The 13,880-nt window shown below is 62.0% G+C and carries 13 protein-coding genes; 4 read left to right on the top strand and 9 right to left on the bottom strand.

Translation table 11 applies throughout. From position 1 onward, the window contains the following. The first annotated feature begins 50 nt into the window (after positions 1 to 50). Complete coding sequence (locus FXY94_RS02460) at positions 51 to 1,043, top strand: asparaginase (protein ID WP_016663433.1); 993 nt, start codon at positions 51 to 53, stop codon at positions 1,041 to 1,043. A 107-nt stretch (positions 1,044 to 1,150) separates the two neighbouring features. Continuing rightward, positions 1,151 to 2,308, top strand: coding sequence for an ATP-binding protein (locus FXY94_RS02465; protein WP_016663434.1), 1,158 nt, complete (start codon positions 1,151 to 1,153; stop codon positions 2,306 to 2,308). Here FXY94_RS02465 and FXY94_RS02470 read toward each other — a convergent pair. Continuing rightward, positions 2,305 to 3,753, bottom strand: coding sequence for a multidrug effflux MFS transporter (locus FXY94_RS02470; protein ID WP_016663435.1), 1,449 nt, complete (start codon positions 3,751 to 3,753; stop codon positions 2,305 to 2,307). The genes FXY94_RS02465 and FXY94_RS02470 overlap by 4 nt on opposite strands. 105 nt (positions 3,754 to 3,858) lie before the next feature. Then, positions 3,859 to 4,068: a helix-turn-helix domain-containing protein gene (locus tag FXY94_RS02475; RefSeq protein ID WP_147594870.1), complete on the bottom strand. Its 210-nt coding sequence runs from the start codon at positions 4,066 to 4,068 to the stop codon at positions 3,859 to 3,861. Between the two features lie 309 nt (positions 4,069 to 4,377). On the opposite strand from FXY94_RS02475, the gene FXY94_RS02480 reads away from it, so the two are divergent. Next, the gene (locus FXY94_RS02480; RefSeq protein ID WP_016663437.1) at positions 4,378 to 5,778 is read left to right on the top strand and encodes a glycoside hydrolase family 15 protein; all 1,401 of its coding nucleotides are present in this window, start codon (positions 4,378 to 4,380) and stop codon (positions 5,776 to 5,778) included. Here FXY94_RS02480 and FXY94_RS02485 read toward each other — a convergent pair. The 3 genes from FXY94_RS02485 to FXY94_RS02495 are packed head-to-tail and all read right to left on the bottom strand — an operon-like array spanning position 5,775 to position 8,452. Beyond that, a complete protein-coding gene (locus FXY94_RS02485; RefSeq protein ID WP_016663438.1) occupies positions 5,775 to 6,434 on the bottom strand; it encodes an ABC transporter ATP-binding protein in 660 nt (219 codons plus the stop codon). The two genes, FXY94_RS02480 and FXY94_RS02485, sit on opposite strands and share 4 nt — an antisense overlap. 15 nt (positions 6,435 to 6,449) lie before the next feature. After that, entirely contained in the window at positions 6,450 to 7,859 is a 1,410-nt protein-coding gene (locus tag FXY94_RS02490; RefSeq protein ID WP_147594871.1) for a hypothetical protein, read from the bottom strand. 53 nt (positions 7,860 to 7,912) lie between these two features. Next, on the bottom strand, positions 7,913 to 8,452 hold the full coding sequence (locus tag FXY94_RS02495; RefSeq protein WP_147594872.1) for a hypothetical protein: 540 nt from the start codon (positions 8,450 to 8,452) through the stop codon (positions 7,913 to 7,915). Between the two features lie 697 nt (positions 8,453 to 9,149). On the opposite strand from FXY94_RS02495, the gene pdxH reads away from it, so the two are divergent. Continuing rightward, positions 9,150 to 9,833 carry a pyridoxamine 5'-phosphate oxidase gene (pdxH, locus tag FXY94_RS02500; protein WP_016663441.1) on the top strand — a complete coding sequence of 228 codons (684 nt, stop codon included), beginning with the start codon at positions 9,150 to 9,152 and terminating at the stop codon, positions 9,831 to 9,833. Positions 9,834 to 9,896: 63 nt separating this feature from the next. Here the strand turns inward: pdxH and FXY94_RS02505 are convergent, their stop codons facing one another. Genes FXY94_RS02505 through FXY94_RS02520 form a run of 4 tightly spaced genes read right to left on the bottom strand, consistent with a single transcriptional unit; the run spans position 9,897 to position 13,871 of the window. Continuing rightward, positions 9,897 to 10,628 (bottom strand): hypothetical protein, encoded by a 732-nt coding sequence (locus FXY94_RS02505; RefSeq protein ID WP_016663442.1) that lies wholly within the window; start codon positions 10,626 to 10,628, stop codon positions 9,897 to 9,899. Positions 10,629 to 10,642: 14 nt separating this feature from the next. After that, positions 10,643 to 11,152, bottom strand: coding sequence for an Arc family DNA-binding protein (locus tag FXY94_RS02510; protein ID WP_016663443.1), 510 nt, complete (start codon positions 11,150 to 11,152; stop codon positions 10,643 to 10,645). 60 nt (positions 11,153 to 11,212) lie between these two features. Then, positions 11,213 to 12,046: an energy-coupling factor transporter transmembrane component T family protein gene (locus FXY94_RS02515; protein ID WP_016663444.1), complete on the bottom strand. Its 834-nt coding sequence runs from the start codon at positions 12,044 to 12,046 to the stop codon at positions 11,213 to 11,215. After that, positions 12,036 to 13,871: an ABC transporter ATP-binding protein gene (locus FXY94_RS02520; protein ID WP_016663445.1), complete on the bottom strand. Its 1,836-nt coding sequence runs from the start codon at positions 13,869 to 13,871 to the stop codon at positions 12,036 to 12,038. Before FXY94_RS02520 ends, FXY94_RS02515 begins: the two co-directional genes overlap by 11 nt. Positions 13,872 to 13,880: the final 9 nt, after the last annotated feature.

A 13,880-nucleotide genomic window follows, 5' to 3' on the forward strand; every position in this document is an offset into this window, starting at 1 on the left:
GGCTCGGTTCTACACTGGTGGCACGCGCACCGGCACGCATAGGAGCACCCATGACCGCGACAGTCCGCATTCTCGTTCTCGGCCTCGGCGGCACGATCGCCATGAGCCAAAACCAGCCGGGTGGGCACGCCTCCCCCGCTGCACAGCCAGACGCGAGCGTGTTCCCCATCCCCGGCATAGAGCTGGAGTTTCGGGAAATCGCGAACGTGGGGTCGCCCTCGGTCACGTTCGCGCACGTGCGGGAGGTTCTGCGGGTGGCACGGGAGGGGTCCGACGCTGGCTTTCGCGGCATCGTGCTCACTCACGGCACCGACACTCTCGAAGAGACGGCGTTCTTGCTCAATCGCTATTGGAACCTCGATACGCCCCTTGTTGTCACGGGCGCGATGCGTCCCGCGAATGCCCCCGGCGCGGATGGACCCGCGAACCTTCACGACGCGATCGTCACCGCCGCGAGCGAACAGGCGCGCGGCCTCGGCGTTCTCGCGGTTTTCGATTCCCTCGTGCACGCCGCCGATCGCGTGACGAAGGTCAGCTCTCGAAGCATCGACGCGTTCGATTCGGAGCCTTCGGGCCCCCTCGCGCTCGTGAGCAAGGATGGGATTCGCGCGATGTATGCGCTGGAGCCGTCGGACTGCGTGATGCCTACCGTGCCCGCCGAGCTTCCCTCCGTACCTCTCATCGGGACGGGCCTGTTTGATCGCGGCGAGGCTCTCGGGGCGCTCGTGCATCAGTCTGAGCCGCCCGCGGGGATCGTGATCAACGGTGTGGGGATGGGGCACGTGCCCGAGGCTGTTATGCCGCTCGTGCGTGAGGCCCGCGAGCGCGGCATCCAGATCGTTGTCGCGACCCGCATCCCCGAGGGCGGCACGTCAACCTACCACTACTCTTACCCGGGCGCGGAAGTGGATCTCATCAATTCGGGTGCGTGCATGGCCGGCATGTTGAGCGCGCACAAGGCGCGCCTGCTGCTCCAGGTTTTGCTCGCTTCCGGCGCGAGCCGCGAGGAGATCAGCGGCGCATTCGCGGGCTTCGCCTACTGATGCTCTGTGGCAGCCACCCCGGCCCTACTTTTCATAAATTTCATAAATTTCAAAGCAATTCATAAAACTCATAGATCTTCATAGGTGCTGCGGCCTACTCTTGAGGTATGACCCGTGCACGCAACCCTTTCCGCGCAACCCTCGGCGCTACTCCCCCGCTTCTTGTCGGTCGCAACGAAGCGGTGCAGAACTTTGCCTTCGCGCTCGATGACGGTCCCGGAGCTCACGAACGCATCTCGCTCATTGTGGGCCCAAGGGGAATCGGGAAAACGGTGCTTCTCAACGCATTCGAGGACACAGCCCAGGAGCACGGGTGGTTCGTCATAAGTGAGACGGCAACACAAGGCTTTGTGGAGCGCATCCGCAGCGAGATCATTCGCCGTTTGGCACGTCAGCGCTCGCAACTCAAGGGCCTAGGGCTCTCAATCTTCGGCGTTGGCGGCTCCGTCACCTGGGACTCCTCCTCGATCTCGGAAACGTCGTATTCCTTGCGCAATGCCCTCGACGATTACCTCGCGTACAAGGCCGATCTCGATCGCTCTGCGGGGCAGCCCGCGAGCGGCGTGCTCATTACCCTCGACGAAATGCACCACCAACGCAACGATGAACTGATTGAGTTCGGTGCGACCGTTCAGCACCTTGTGCGCGAGGGAAAAGACATCGCTGTCGCGATGGCCGGGATCCCCTCGGCGATCAAACCGTTGCTGTCCAGCCGAACGAGCGAGAGTGAGGGTCCGAACCCCATCACGTTCTTGCGCCGTGCCGAGAGAATTGAACTCGACCGGGTATCGGACGATGACGTGCGCCTGGCGCTCGAAACTCCGCTAGCCGAAGCGGAGATCACCTGGACGCACGAGGCACTCGAGACCGCGGTCAACTCGTGCCAGGGCTACCCCTTTATGATCCAGCTCGTCGGGCAGTGGGCATTTCGCGAGGCTCAGGGGAGGAGTATCACGCGAGAAGCTGCCGAACGAGGGGCAGACAAGGCCCGACGAAAACTCGGCCAACTCGTTCACGAACCTGCGTTGGCGGACCTTTCCGATGTTGATCGCTCGTTTCTCATCTTTATGGCGCGAGACGACGGTCCTACGGAAATCGCCGACCTCAAGGCACGGTTCGGCCGCTCAGACTCCTACGTCAGCAACTACCGCAGGCGTCTTATCGATGCCGAAATGATCGTCGAAGCTGGGCGTGGTCGCATTGACTTTGCGCTGCCGTATCTGCGCGAATATTTGCGCGAGCACGCCGCCAGCCTCGTGGATTAGGCCTGCGCGCGGCGGACGATGAGCACGTGCGCGAACCAGAAGACGGCGCCGCCGGCCGAAAGAGCGAGCCCGCCGATACCGAGCTTCACCAGGTCGGCGCCGAGCATCGGCACCATGACGCCGGAAGCGATCGCGGCGACGATGAGGTTCACGAACGTCGCGAAGCTCGTTGCGGCGCCGCGCTCCTCGGGGAACATGTCGAGAACCTCGAGCTGCACGGGCGCCATCATGAGCGCCGCACCCATGCCGAGAAGACCCGGGCCAATCATGACCAGAAGGTGCCACACACCAAACTGCGAGGTGAGTTCGGGGGTGAGCATGGGAATGATGACCGAGAGGACCCCTCCGAGAACCACGGTGATGAACGCGATCGTGATGAGGCGCGAACGGCTCATGACGAATGCGAGGCGCCCCACGAGGTAATTGCCGAGGATCATGCCCGCAATGATCGGGATAAACAGCACCCAGTAGTCCTGTTCGCCAAGGTGCATGACGTCGGGAACGATGATCGGCGCCGCCGAAATGAAGATGAAGTCGGCCTGGCTTGCGAGGCCAAGCGCGAGCGAAAGGCGCCAGATGACCGGCGAGCGCAGCACGCGCCCGAGCGACGTGAGGATGCCCTTCGCGTTGAACGGCTGGCGCTTCTCGGGAAGGAGCGTCTCGGGGATGACAATGAGCATGATCACGAGGGTGGCGAGCGCGTAAAGGAGCATCGCCCCGAAAATCCAGCGCCACGGCCCGATCAGGAGGATCCAGCCGCCGAAGATCGGCGCCGCCGCGGGCGCGAGGGCGAAGATCATCATGACCTGGCTCATGAGCTTTTGCGCTTTGCCACCTCCGTAGAGGTCGCGGATCACGACGCGAGAGACGATCGTCGCTCCGCCCGCACTGAGCCCCTGGAGCACGCGGAAGGCGAACAGCATCGGAAGATTGACGGCGAGAGCCGCACCGAGCGAGCCGATCGAGAACACGATGAGCGAAATACCCATGACGCGTTTGCGTCCGACGGCATCGGAGAGCGGGCCGTGGAACATGCTCATGCACGCGAAGGAAATGAGGTACAGGCTCGTAACCTGCTGCATCGCGGCCGCGTCGGTGTGGAAGTCGCCCCTCATCGCCGGGAAGCCCGGGAAGATCATGTCGATCGAGAACGGGCCGAGCATCGCGAGCATGGCCATCGCAAACGTGAAACCGAAGGTGACCTTTTCACTCCGCCCCAGGTGGAGGCGGAGCGCGGCCGTCTCGGTCGCGACTTCCTCGACCTGCTCGATCGGGCCGGTCACGTGCGAGACGTTGTCGGTGGGGTTGGCGAAAGCGACCTGCGGAATTTCTTCCGTTAGCGGCCGCGGTTCCTCGGTCGCGAGACTTTCGGCGGCACGCTCATCGGCAAGCCGCGCAAGTTCGAGTGCGCTGGTATCGGTTTTCCTCTGAGAATCGTCTGTCACTCGGTCAAGTTTATGGAACTCTCGCGGCCTTCCAACCCCTCTCGTACAACATCACTCATGACTTCAGTGACACTCTTGCAACACTTCACCGCACAAGCGTGACCGTCAGTCGTTGAGGCGCAGATACTTTCTGTTTCTGCTTTGCGGCGGAGCAGTCGCCTTAACTAACCCCTCGTCAACGAGCGTTCGTAGCGCCGGCCTGAGCGAGGCCGCTGGTCGCCCTGTCATGTCTTCGAGTTCACGAATAGAGCGCGCATCGTCGGTTCCTAGGCGTCGCGCTCGTTCGACTTCTTCACGCCAGTCACTGTCAGTCATGTCCTCACTGCACATCACTGAAGCAGTCACTTATATAAGTGAGAATGTCACTCGCATAAGTGAGGATTTCACTGAATCCTCCTGGTATAACCAAAATCGGGGGCCCGCGCCGATTCCGAACGCCGAAAACATTGATATCGCCGCACTTCTCAATGCGACTCGTTTTCACGGGCAGGCGAGAGAGGGAGCGCTCTAAGGTCCCGCGAGTGATGCAGCGGACCTCACGGTCGCGCACGAGCGCACTCACGCGTTGCGCGAACAGCTTGTTAAGCTCGAGCCACACATCGCAGCGGAAGAAGGAGGAAAGCCATGCGGCGTCGCGCTCTTCTTGGCGGCGGCCTTCTCGCCGCGCTCGGCGCCTCGGCCCTGTATGTGGAGCGCGACAGCATCGCTGGCCTCTTTCCGCACGAGGCGCACGTGGACCTCTTTTCCCTCGGCGTTGCCTTCTCATCCGTGCCGGATTCACTCGCGAGTGAGGTCCAGGCGCACGGCCCAGCGTCCGTTCTGCACGCCGGGTGCATCCCGGGCGTGGATCGCACGTTCGTTCAGCCTGATTCACCCCCGATCATTGCGGGCACGCGCACTCTGAGCACTGCACACGGCGCCGAGACCCTCACGGCGATCACGCGAGCGTTCCTCGAGAAAGCTTCACGACCCGCGCCCACTCCCGCGCTCACTAATCTCGATCGCTCCGCGCTCCTCGATATTTTCACCCTCACGTGGGCGCTTCCCTCCCCCATCGCGGCGCTCAGCCCCAACTGGCGTTACACGTGGCCGCGCGATACGGCCCACGTGATCGTGGCCCTCGCCGAGCGCGGCTTCGACGACTGGTCGCTGGGCCTCCTCGAGCACCTCGCACGCATCCAGCGCCCTGACGGCACGTTCGAGGCTCGCTACCGACCCGGCACTACAAGCGCGCCCGATGCCCGCTCACCGCAGTTCGATGGAATCGGCTGGTTCCTCTGGGCGGCGGCAACGCTCGCCAGGCTTGGGGTTTTGACCTCCGACGCCTCCCCCGCGACCTCGCTCCCCACTCTTAGAACGGCGCTCACCCGCGCGGCTCGCGCCGCCCTCGACGCCACGACCACCGAGAGCGGGCTTCCGAAGCCGAGCCCCGACTATTGGGAGGTACCCGAGCGGCGCCTCACCCTCGCAACGGCAGCCATGACACTCAGCGCGCTCGGGAGCGCGGCGCAGCTTTCGGCGCTGGGGTTACTTGAGGGCGAGGCAGGCGTCGGAAAGGAAACACTCGAGAGACGTGCCCGGGAAACCGAACGCGCCCTCGTGGAAACTTTCGGCCCCGGTGCCTTCCAGCGGTACGCGCGCGGCGGAGGTTTCGACGCGGGGCTGCTCATGCTCCTGCCGCCGTACCAAACGCAGGAGTTTGCCGAGCGCAACCCAGCGATTGCCGGCCACATCGACGAGGCTTTCGAGGCGATGCAGCGCCCCGCCGGCGGTGTCGCTCCGGGCGCGCGCTGGAAACGCGACGGCATCAGTTGGACCCCGCAAACGGCGATGTTCGCCCAGGCCTATGCGCGTCTCGGCGAGCGCGAGCGCGCTCTCGAGCTCCTCGAATGGCTCGCCGCCCACCGCACGAGCGCCGGGGCAATCAGCGAAAAAATCCTTGCCGACGGTAGCCCCGCCGCCGTCGCGCCCCTCTCGTGGCCAGCGGCGCTCGCGCTCAGCACGCTCGAGGCGCTGCACAGCTAGGAAGCGCTTGCGGGTGGACGCACACGGTCAAACTGCATGCGATCGAGCTCGTACACGCTTGTGCACAGCTCGTCGATGTCCTCCTGGTTGTGGCTGGTCATCACAATCGTGCGCCCTTCTTCATGGAGCTCATGGAGAAGCGCACGAATATCGCGAACGCTCGTCTTATCGAGTCCGTTGAAAGGCTCATCTAAAAGCAGAAGCGGTTGTCCTTCCATAAACGCTTGGGCAAGAGCGAGCTTTTGTTTCATGCCGAGAGAATAGTGGCGAACAGACTGGCGTAGGTTCGGCGCAAGGCCCACACGGTGAAGAGCCTCTTCTATCTGCTGGTCTCCAATGAGCCCGCGAATAGACGCGAGCCGACGCAGGTTGTCGAACCCCGTGAGACCACCGATGAAGCCTGGGCGATCGATAATAATGCCAATTTTGGAGGGGAAGTCCTCGCCAGTACTTTTCAACTTTGGTGAGACGACGACGCGACCCGAATCCGGCTTGAGGAAGCCAACGATAAGTTTGAACAGCACGGACTTACCCGAACCGTTAGGGCCTTGCACTCCCATGAAATCGTGTTCATCGATTGCAAGCGAAGCATGACTCAAGACCGGAGTCGAACCGAAAGCGATCGAAACGTCTTTTACATCAACAAGATTGACCATTCGGCACCTCTACAATCATGAATCAAACTGAGGAATACGGGTATTGCTCAGCACGAACCGGAGAAACACAACACTGGCGACTCCTACTGTCGCCGTTACGATAATGGCACCTGCCGTAGCCGGAAAGGCCCCATAAAAGCCCAGGGCAAATGGGGCCGGCCACAGCGGGTTCAACCACGGCAGCGTGAGCGCCGCGCATACGACCAAAGTTATGGCGGCTACCGCCATCGACCCAAACCTCCACGCAGCGGCCATTGAGAGCAGTGTCGTCACCACTACGGTCACGATCGAGCCCAGCCATACCTGCAGGGCTGGCAAGAGCTCCGTGGGGTGATGAGCCATGCTGCTTGAAACACCACCGAGCAACACAAGCACAAGGGACAGCGCAGCGATCGCAGTGACAAGCGAACCCCCTATTGTGCGAGTGAAGAGTTTCCACGGGTCTCCCGTGCGGATCGCCACCAGCGATGCCGCGGGTGCCGTCTCACCCGCAAAACGTACGAGCGCGGCATACGAAGCCCCGAAAACTAGCACCATGTACATGAACCATGCCGCAAAGGAAAACTCTTCGCGCGCCGAACCGTAAGTGAGATACATGAAAAGGTCGGCACCGTCGGGCCGCAAGAAACTCATGAGAGTCGCCGCACCTACGGTTGCGATACACCAAAATCCGAACGGCCCTGTCCGCGCGAAGACTTTCCGAGCGCGCACCAAGACTGACGATCCACTCACACCAATAGTCAGGATCGTCGCGACGGCGAAAAAAAGCGGAACATACCATAGGGCGCCAAATGCTTCGACACCCGAGAAGGGCGCAAGGGCCACATCGGGATTGCTCCACTGCGGAAACGGCCATACCTTGACGAGCACAAGCGGAACAAAACCTACCCCGATCCCAGGGATCCATGGCTTCACTCGAGTATTCACGATAAGGGCCCCTAGTAGGGTCGCCGCAAGCCCAGCGAGCCCGACCTCGAACGCGATTCCGTACGCTATACAGGCCACAGGGCTTAGGTTTCGACTGGCATAGGGCTGCAGAATTCCCTGCCATATTGTCGCCGGCTGCACAGAGAGCACTCCCGGGGTCCAGGACATGCGCCACGTGTATCCAGACGACGTCGCCAAGACCCCTAACAATTTGCTTGCTCCGAGCAGCGCTCCTATCCCAGCACCACGCATCCAGAGCGCAAGAAGTCCGTGCCGTTTTGACCCGAAACGAGACAACGCAAGAGGGTTCGCCACAAAGGCACACTGCCGCAAAAGCAGAATAATGAGTAGAGGCCACTGAAAGTAACGGAAGTAGTACGGGTCTTGTCCGAAGGCGAGCACTCGTTCCCACAGCGAGATGCCGACGACCGCATCGAAATCGACGTCGCCTTTGAGCAGGGGCTGCGACGACGTCACGATAGCAAGCAGTGCGCACATCCCGCAGATGAGCCCCCACCCAGCTACCGGACGCAAACGGCTCACTGCCCCCATCAGCACAAGGCCTTCGGCAGCTTCGCTGAGAAAGCGGCGTAAGCAGCGACGACTCCAGCGATGAGGAAAACAATAAGGCCTACGGTCACGGGGATGAGGGGATCTTGTTGGGTGACACCAGTTGGAATGAACGATCGTATAAGGCTGAAGTGGTCAACCCGAAGAGCCCCCGCGACAAACTCGGAGAGAAGCACGACGACAGGAAGCCAGAGCAGTGCAACAAATCGATTCTCAAAGAACATCGCCCCTACCGCTGCCAACGTCGATAATGCCGCACCGCCGATACCTACCCATATCGCCTGGAAAGCAAAGTACAGTACCGGGGAGACGGCATAGAGCTGCGAGAATGTTAGACGTTCTGCTGCCGGTTCAAGATCGTCCCCGAAAGGGTTGAAAAAATCGACGGGGATAAGGTGCGGGTGGATTCCGTATGACACGACAGCCACGAGAGCGACACCTCCCGCGAAGACGATAAACCCAGCGCACGCAGCGCGAACCGCGTGGCGAACAACGTAGGGGCTGCGCCCTCGCCTTGCCATGATAGGCCCCCACGCACCCCCAGTGCCGACCTCCTGCATCACCACTGGCGCGTACAGCAGGGCGGCAAAAATTGGCATGAAGAAGGGCAGAAAATCCGATATCCCTAATGTGAATAGGGAGAATTGATCGGCGACCGCACCATTAGCGCGGGAGACCTCCATAAAAACGCTGGGACTCAAGAGGACAACTATTGACATAAGAAACGTGGAGGTTTTGACAGGATTTTTCACGGGTGCCATTCCTGAAGCAAGCCGAATCACAGTTCACATCGCCGTTTCAGTTATTACGCCGCTTCTCGCCAGTGCGCCCAGCATAAGTTTTCCATTGATACGACGCGTACCCCTCGCCGCTGAGTGGTGCAGCCGTCGAACTAAACATTGAGAGGAAGATCCCGCATAGGCGGATGTTGCCATAAAACCAGCCCCCGTAACGATGGCCCGAAGCAACCTTGCACGTCTACGCATCACAACGATCCCCCTCATCCTGGAACACCACTTAGACAGCAAGGATCCTACCCCCCCTAGTGCCTTACGCTACACGCCACGCCCTCCGTCATCCCTTCGGTTGCTGGCCCTCAACGCGCTCGAGGCGCTCGAGCATTGATGCTTCCCTTAGTCCCCGCAAGCGACCAGAGGGCGGGGCTAGAGTGGTAGATCGGGATCGAGGACGATCCGCATCGAGTTTCGAGGAGAGGTCATGAACGAGAAGGCTAGTGCGCCCGATCTTCGCGCGGAACGCGTGAATTACACGAAGGGCCAACTCACCAAAACGCTCGCGGGCAACGACCCGCACGCACTGTTTGACGAATGGATGAGAGACGCGATCGAGCGTCGCGACCGCGAGGGCGATGTGCTCGAACCGAACGCCATGGTCGTCTCCACAATCAACCCGGAAACTGATTGGCCAGATTCGCGCGTACTGCTCCTTAAGGAGCACAAGAACAAGAAGTTCGTGTTCTTCGGCAACTACGAGTCCCAAAAAGGACACGACCTTGACGTGAACCGCAAGGCCGCCCTGAACTTCACGTGGCTGCCGCTTCAGCGCCAGGTGCGCATCCAGGGCAAGGTGCGCCGCATCAGCCCCGAGGAGTCCGACGCCTACTTCGCGGTTCGCCCGCGTGGTTCGCAGATCGGCGCCTGGGCAAGCTCGCAGTCGGACGTCATCGACTCACGCGAAGACATTCAGCTCGCGAACGAGCGCGCTGAAAAACGCTTCGAAGGCAAAGACGTTCCCCGCCCGCCGCACTGGGGCGGCTGGGCACTCACCCCGCACGTGATTGAGTTCTGGCAGGGTGGCGCTTCGCGCCTGCACGACCGCATCCGCTTCACGGCCTTGGATTCGGAAGAAGGCCGCTGGCAGGTCGACCGCCTCGCTCCGTAAACACTCACCCGAGATAACTGTGAGGGCCGGGGAGACGCTAAGCGTCATCCCGGCCCTCTCGTATTAGGCGACCTCGTTGAGTTCGAGCGAGGTGCGTGTTCCGCCCACCTTGACGCGGAACACGGGCGCTCCCTCCTGCGGAACCCCGCGCGGAGTAAGGCTCGAATTGAACGACGAGGCAAGGCCGTCAAAATCAGTGTGGACGTGTACGCCGGGCAAAACCCCGACGGTGCACGCGGCCTTGAGGCCCTCAACCTGAAGATCACCGCGGTGGACGCGGGCAATATCGACAGTGATCGAGGCGCCCTTCGCGTCGAGCGCGCCCGAGAACTCACCGATGCTCACCTTGGCCGCGGCACCATTCACCTCCACCGGGGAGGAGACAGCATCGAGCTCGGCCCTGACCTTGAACCCTTGGATCGAGAGAGGCGCGGTCACGGAAGAAGCCTTCACGGTGCTCGAGACCGCATCGAAGTGTGCCTCGCGTGGGACCTCCTCAAGCTCGATCGTGCTCGCGACGCTTGCGCATTCGAGGGCTGTCGTGGTGGGAAGTGAAAGCCTCACCGTGAGGCGCGAGCGCTTGCGGTGGAGAATGTCGAGCGCTTTTCGGTCAGGGCTCTTGATTGCGAGGCGCCCGAAGCGATACTTCACGCTCGTTCCCGCGGCTTCTTCGCCCTCGAGGTCGATCGTGATCTGGTTCGTAGTGTTTGTCGTGATCGCGACGTCGGCATAGTTCAACTTGAGCTCGGCACGCACATCGCCGGTGGCGTCGTAACGATAGGTTGTGGTGCTCATGGCGGGACCCTTCCTTAGATCCATCCCTTGACGGGGTTCGTGCCTTTCGGCGGGTTATCGGGGGTGAAGCCCCAATTCTTCGTGAATTGCGAAGTGCGGGGTTCGACAACGGCATCGCGGATCACCTGGACGAGCCAGGCATTGAGACTCTGGCCCGAGGCTTCCGCACGCTTTTCCGCGCGGGCCTTGAGCCCTTCGGGCAGGCGAAGAGATACCCGCGAAATATCGCCTTCATCGAGTCCCTGATCCGCCGCGGTGGCCGATTCAGGCGCGGGAGTGGCGTCAGGATGCTTTGGAGTGACATCAAATCTGACACCTTCGGGGGCAAGGCGCGCGCTCACGCGCTCGAACGTGAGCGACTCGCTAATCTCGGCGGTCGCCGTCGTGACCGTATCGAGAAGGGCAAGCTTGAGTAGGGGGCGGGCAAGGGGGCCCACTCGCTTCATAGCGGAGCCGAGATCATCGCCACCGACGTTAGCGACATGCTCGAGCTGCTCAACAAGAGCGTCGGTCTGCTGTGACATCTCCATAACTCAACAGTAGCACCACTGTGACGCCACAACAAGCTTTTTTGACGTCATTTTCTAAGCGAAGGGGTTCCAGAACCTTCCGCCATTGACGATCGCGAGCGCAATCGGCACTGCGAGCACGGCGAAGGAGAGGGCCATGATGAGCCCGTCGCGCCACGTCAGGGGCTTCTTGCCGTACCACGTGCGCCGCTTGCCGCGCCCAAAACCGCGCAGCTCCATAGCGCTCGCGACTTCCTCGATGCGGTCGAACGCGCCGAGGAGAAGCGGGATGATGACGCCCACGATGTTCCGCGCGCGCGTCACGATCCCCGCCTTCGATGAGGTTTCGAGTCCGCGCGCCTGATGCGCCTTCGAGATCGTCACGAAATCACGCTGAATATCGGGGATGTACCGAAGGGCGATCGAGACGGAGTAGGCGATCTTGTACGGAACGCCGATGCGGTTCAGTGACTGCGCAAACTCTGGCGGGCGCGTCGTCGCAATGAACAAAAGCACGGGTGGAAGCACCGCGAAGTACTTGAGGGTCACAACGAGCTGATAAAAAAGCTGCTCACTCGTGATGTCCCAGTGCCACGGGCCGTTCACGAGCACGGTGCGTGTGCCATACAGTTCGGTTCCGTAGCCGGGCGCGAACAGGAAAATGAACACGTTGTTGAGCAGCATGAGACCGGCAATGATGACGAGCACAACGGCGAGGTCGCGCAGCTTCACGCGACTGAGAACCCACAGCACGATGTTGAGCACGAGCATCGCCGCAAGGTAACGCGCATCGAATCCCACGAGCGCACCCACGACGCTCGTGACGGCGAGCATAAGCTTCGACAGCCCCGAGACTCGGTGCAGGAACCCCGGCCGGTCGACGTACCCGAGAACGGACTTAGCGGGCATCGCCCACCTCCCGCCTCTCGCGATCAACCGCGATCACAGCCTCGACAAACTCGCTGCGGCCAAACTCTTGGGTGGCGCCGTCACCGGTGGAAACGGGAAGTCCGACGGCTGCCGCGAGCGCATCGAGGCTCGTGCGCACGAGGTTCGCGCGCGTCGTCACGTCATCGTCGACGAGGATTCGCGAGGGCGAAGAATCCGCGATGATCTCCCCTTCGCTCAGAACGACGGCGCGCGGCACATACTCGAGGGCAAGATGCATGTCGTGTGTGATGAGCAGAATCGTCGTGCCCGCACGGTTGAGGCCGCGAATGAACTCCATGAACTCCGTGTAGTGGCGAAAGTCCTGGCCAGCGGTCGGCTCATCAAGAATGAGGATTTCGGGCTCGAGCGCGAGCGCGGCCGCGATCGTCACGCGTTTCTTCTGGCCGTGACTGAGGGCGCTCACGGGCCAGGTTTTGAACGGGGCGAGCCCGCACGTCTCGAGGGCAGATTCCACGCGCCGGCGCACCTCTTCCTCGTCGAGGCCGTGGGCGCGTGGACCGAGCGCGACCTCGTCGAAAATGAGCGGCTTCGAGATCATGTGGCCCGGTTCTTGAAGCACGAAGCCCACGCGCGTGCCGATCTCGGCGATACTCAAGTTCAGAACATCGTCGCCGAGCACCTCGACGGTGCCCGAGTTCGGCTTCGCAAAACCCGTGATCGCGCTCGCGAGCGTCGATTTTCCAGCGCCGTTGTTGCCGAGGATCGCGAGCATCTCTCCGCGCCGCACCTCGAGATCGATTCCCCGCAGCGCGTGCACGCCCTCGTGGTCTTTATCGTGGCCGTGCAGCACGTGAAGATTGCGCACGCTGATGGCCGCGGTGGCGTCGGACCCCTCCCCCGGCACTTCCTCAGCCGAAACCGAGCCGAACCTCGCGGACCACTGCTCACGCCCCCACTCTCGCACCCGCGCGCATTCGCTCTCGCTCAGGCGGAGGGTGTCGAGCCGAGCGGGGTGCGCCGACGCTGGCGGTTCGATCCCCGCATAGTTGAGGGCCGTGAGGTGCAGCGGACGGCGAATGCCGTGCTCGGTGAGGAGCCCGGAGGTCACGAGCTCATCCGGAGTTGTATCGGCAACGAGGCGGCCGCCGGCCATCATGAGGATCCGATCGACTCCCCTGTGCAGCACTTCTTCGAGACGATGCTCGATGATGACGACACTCGCGCCGCTCTCCCGATTGAGGTCGTCAGCCAGTTCGATCATCGCGCGACCCGTCGCCGGGTCAAGGTTCGCGAGCGGCTCGTCGAACAGGAGAATCGGCACGTCGTCCACGAGCACGCCCGCGACGGCGACGCGCTGCTTTTGCCCGCCACTCAGTTCGTGCGGCGAGTGTTCGAGAAGCTCGGTGAGGCCCACGCGTTTTGCGACCCGCTCGACGATGCTCGGCATGTTGCCCGAGGCAACCTCCTGGTTCTCGAGCGAAAAGGCGATGTCCTCCGCGACCGTGAGGGCGACGAACTGCGCGTTGGAATCCTGGAGAACCGTGCCGGCCTCACCGGCGGTGCGCACGAGCGGTGCGCGCACCGGATCCACGCCACCGACCTTCACGCTGCCACTCACGCGTGCCTCGAAGCGGTGCGGCACGAGACCGTTCATCACGTGCAGCAGGGTCGACTTTCCCGAGCCACTCGGCCCCACGATCGCGACCTTCTCCCCCCAGCCGATCGTGAAGCTCACGTTCTCGACCGAGGGAAGTTTTTGGGTGCGGTAATGCACGCTCACGTCATCGAACACGATGGCGTGAGCGGCACGGTTCGCCTCGGGCGAATGGGAGGGAAGAGCCATGCGGAACGC

Origin of the sequence: Dermabacter jinjuensis, assembly GCF_902381725.1 — a bacterium.
Classification (GTDB): domain Bacteria; phylum Actinomycetota; class Actinomycetes; order Actinomycetales; family Dermabacteraceae; genus Dermabacter; species Dermabacter hominis.

Bases quoted from the DNA above. Each gene is read 5' to 3' on its own strand.
- FXY94_RS02465 (WP_016663434.1), top strand. From the start codon at position 1,151: ATGACCCGTGCACGCAACCCTTTCCGCGCAACCCTCGGCGCTACTCCC.
- FXY94_RS02475 (WP_147594870.1), bottom strand. From the start codon at position 4,068: ATGACTGACAGTGACTGGCGTGAAGAAGTCGAACGAGCGCGACGCCTA.
- FXY94_RS02505 (WP_016663442.1), bottom strand. From the start codon at position 10,628: ATGAGCACCACAACCTATCGTTACGACGCCACCGGCGATGTGCGTGCC.
- FXY94_RS02515 (WP_016663444.1), bottom strand. From the start codon at position 12,046: ATGCCCGCTAAGTCCGTTCTCGGGTACGTCGACCGGCCGGGGTTCCTG.
- FXY94_RS02485 (WP_016663438.1), bottom strand. From the start codon at position 6,434: ATGGTCAATCTTGTTGATGTAAAAGACGTTTCGATCGCTTTCGGTTCG.
- FXY94_RS02460 (WP_016663433.1), top strand. From the start codon at position 51: ATGACCGCGACAGTCCGCATTCTCGTTCTCGGCCTCGGCGGCACGATC.
- FXY94_RS02510 (WP_016663443.1), bottom strand. From the start codon at position 11,152: ATGTCACAGCAGACCGACGCTCTTGTTGAGCAGCTCGAGCATGTCGCT.
- FXY94_RS02520 (WP_016663445.1), bottom strand. From the start codon at position 13,871: ATGGCTCTTCCCTCCCATTCGCCCGAGGCGAACCGTGCCGCTCACGCC.
- FXY94_RS02495 (WP_147594872.1), bottom strand. From the start codon at position 8,452: ATGGCAAGGCGAGGGCGCAGCCCCTACGTTGTTCGCCACGCGGTTCGC.
- FXY94_RS02490 (WP_147594871.1), bottom strand. From the start codon at position 7,859: ATGTGCGCACTGCTTGCTATCGTGACGTCGTCGCAGCCCCTGCTCAAA.
- pdxH (WP_016663441.1), top strand. From the start codon at position 9,150: ATGAACGAGAAGGCTAGTGCGCCCGATCTTCGCGCGGAACGCGTGAAT.
- FXY94_RS02480 (WP_016663437.1), top strand. From the start codon at position 4,378: ATGCGGCGTCGCGCTCTTCTTGGCGGCGGCCTTCTCGCCGCGCTCGGC.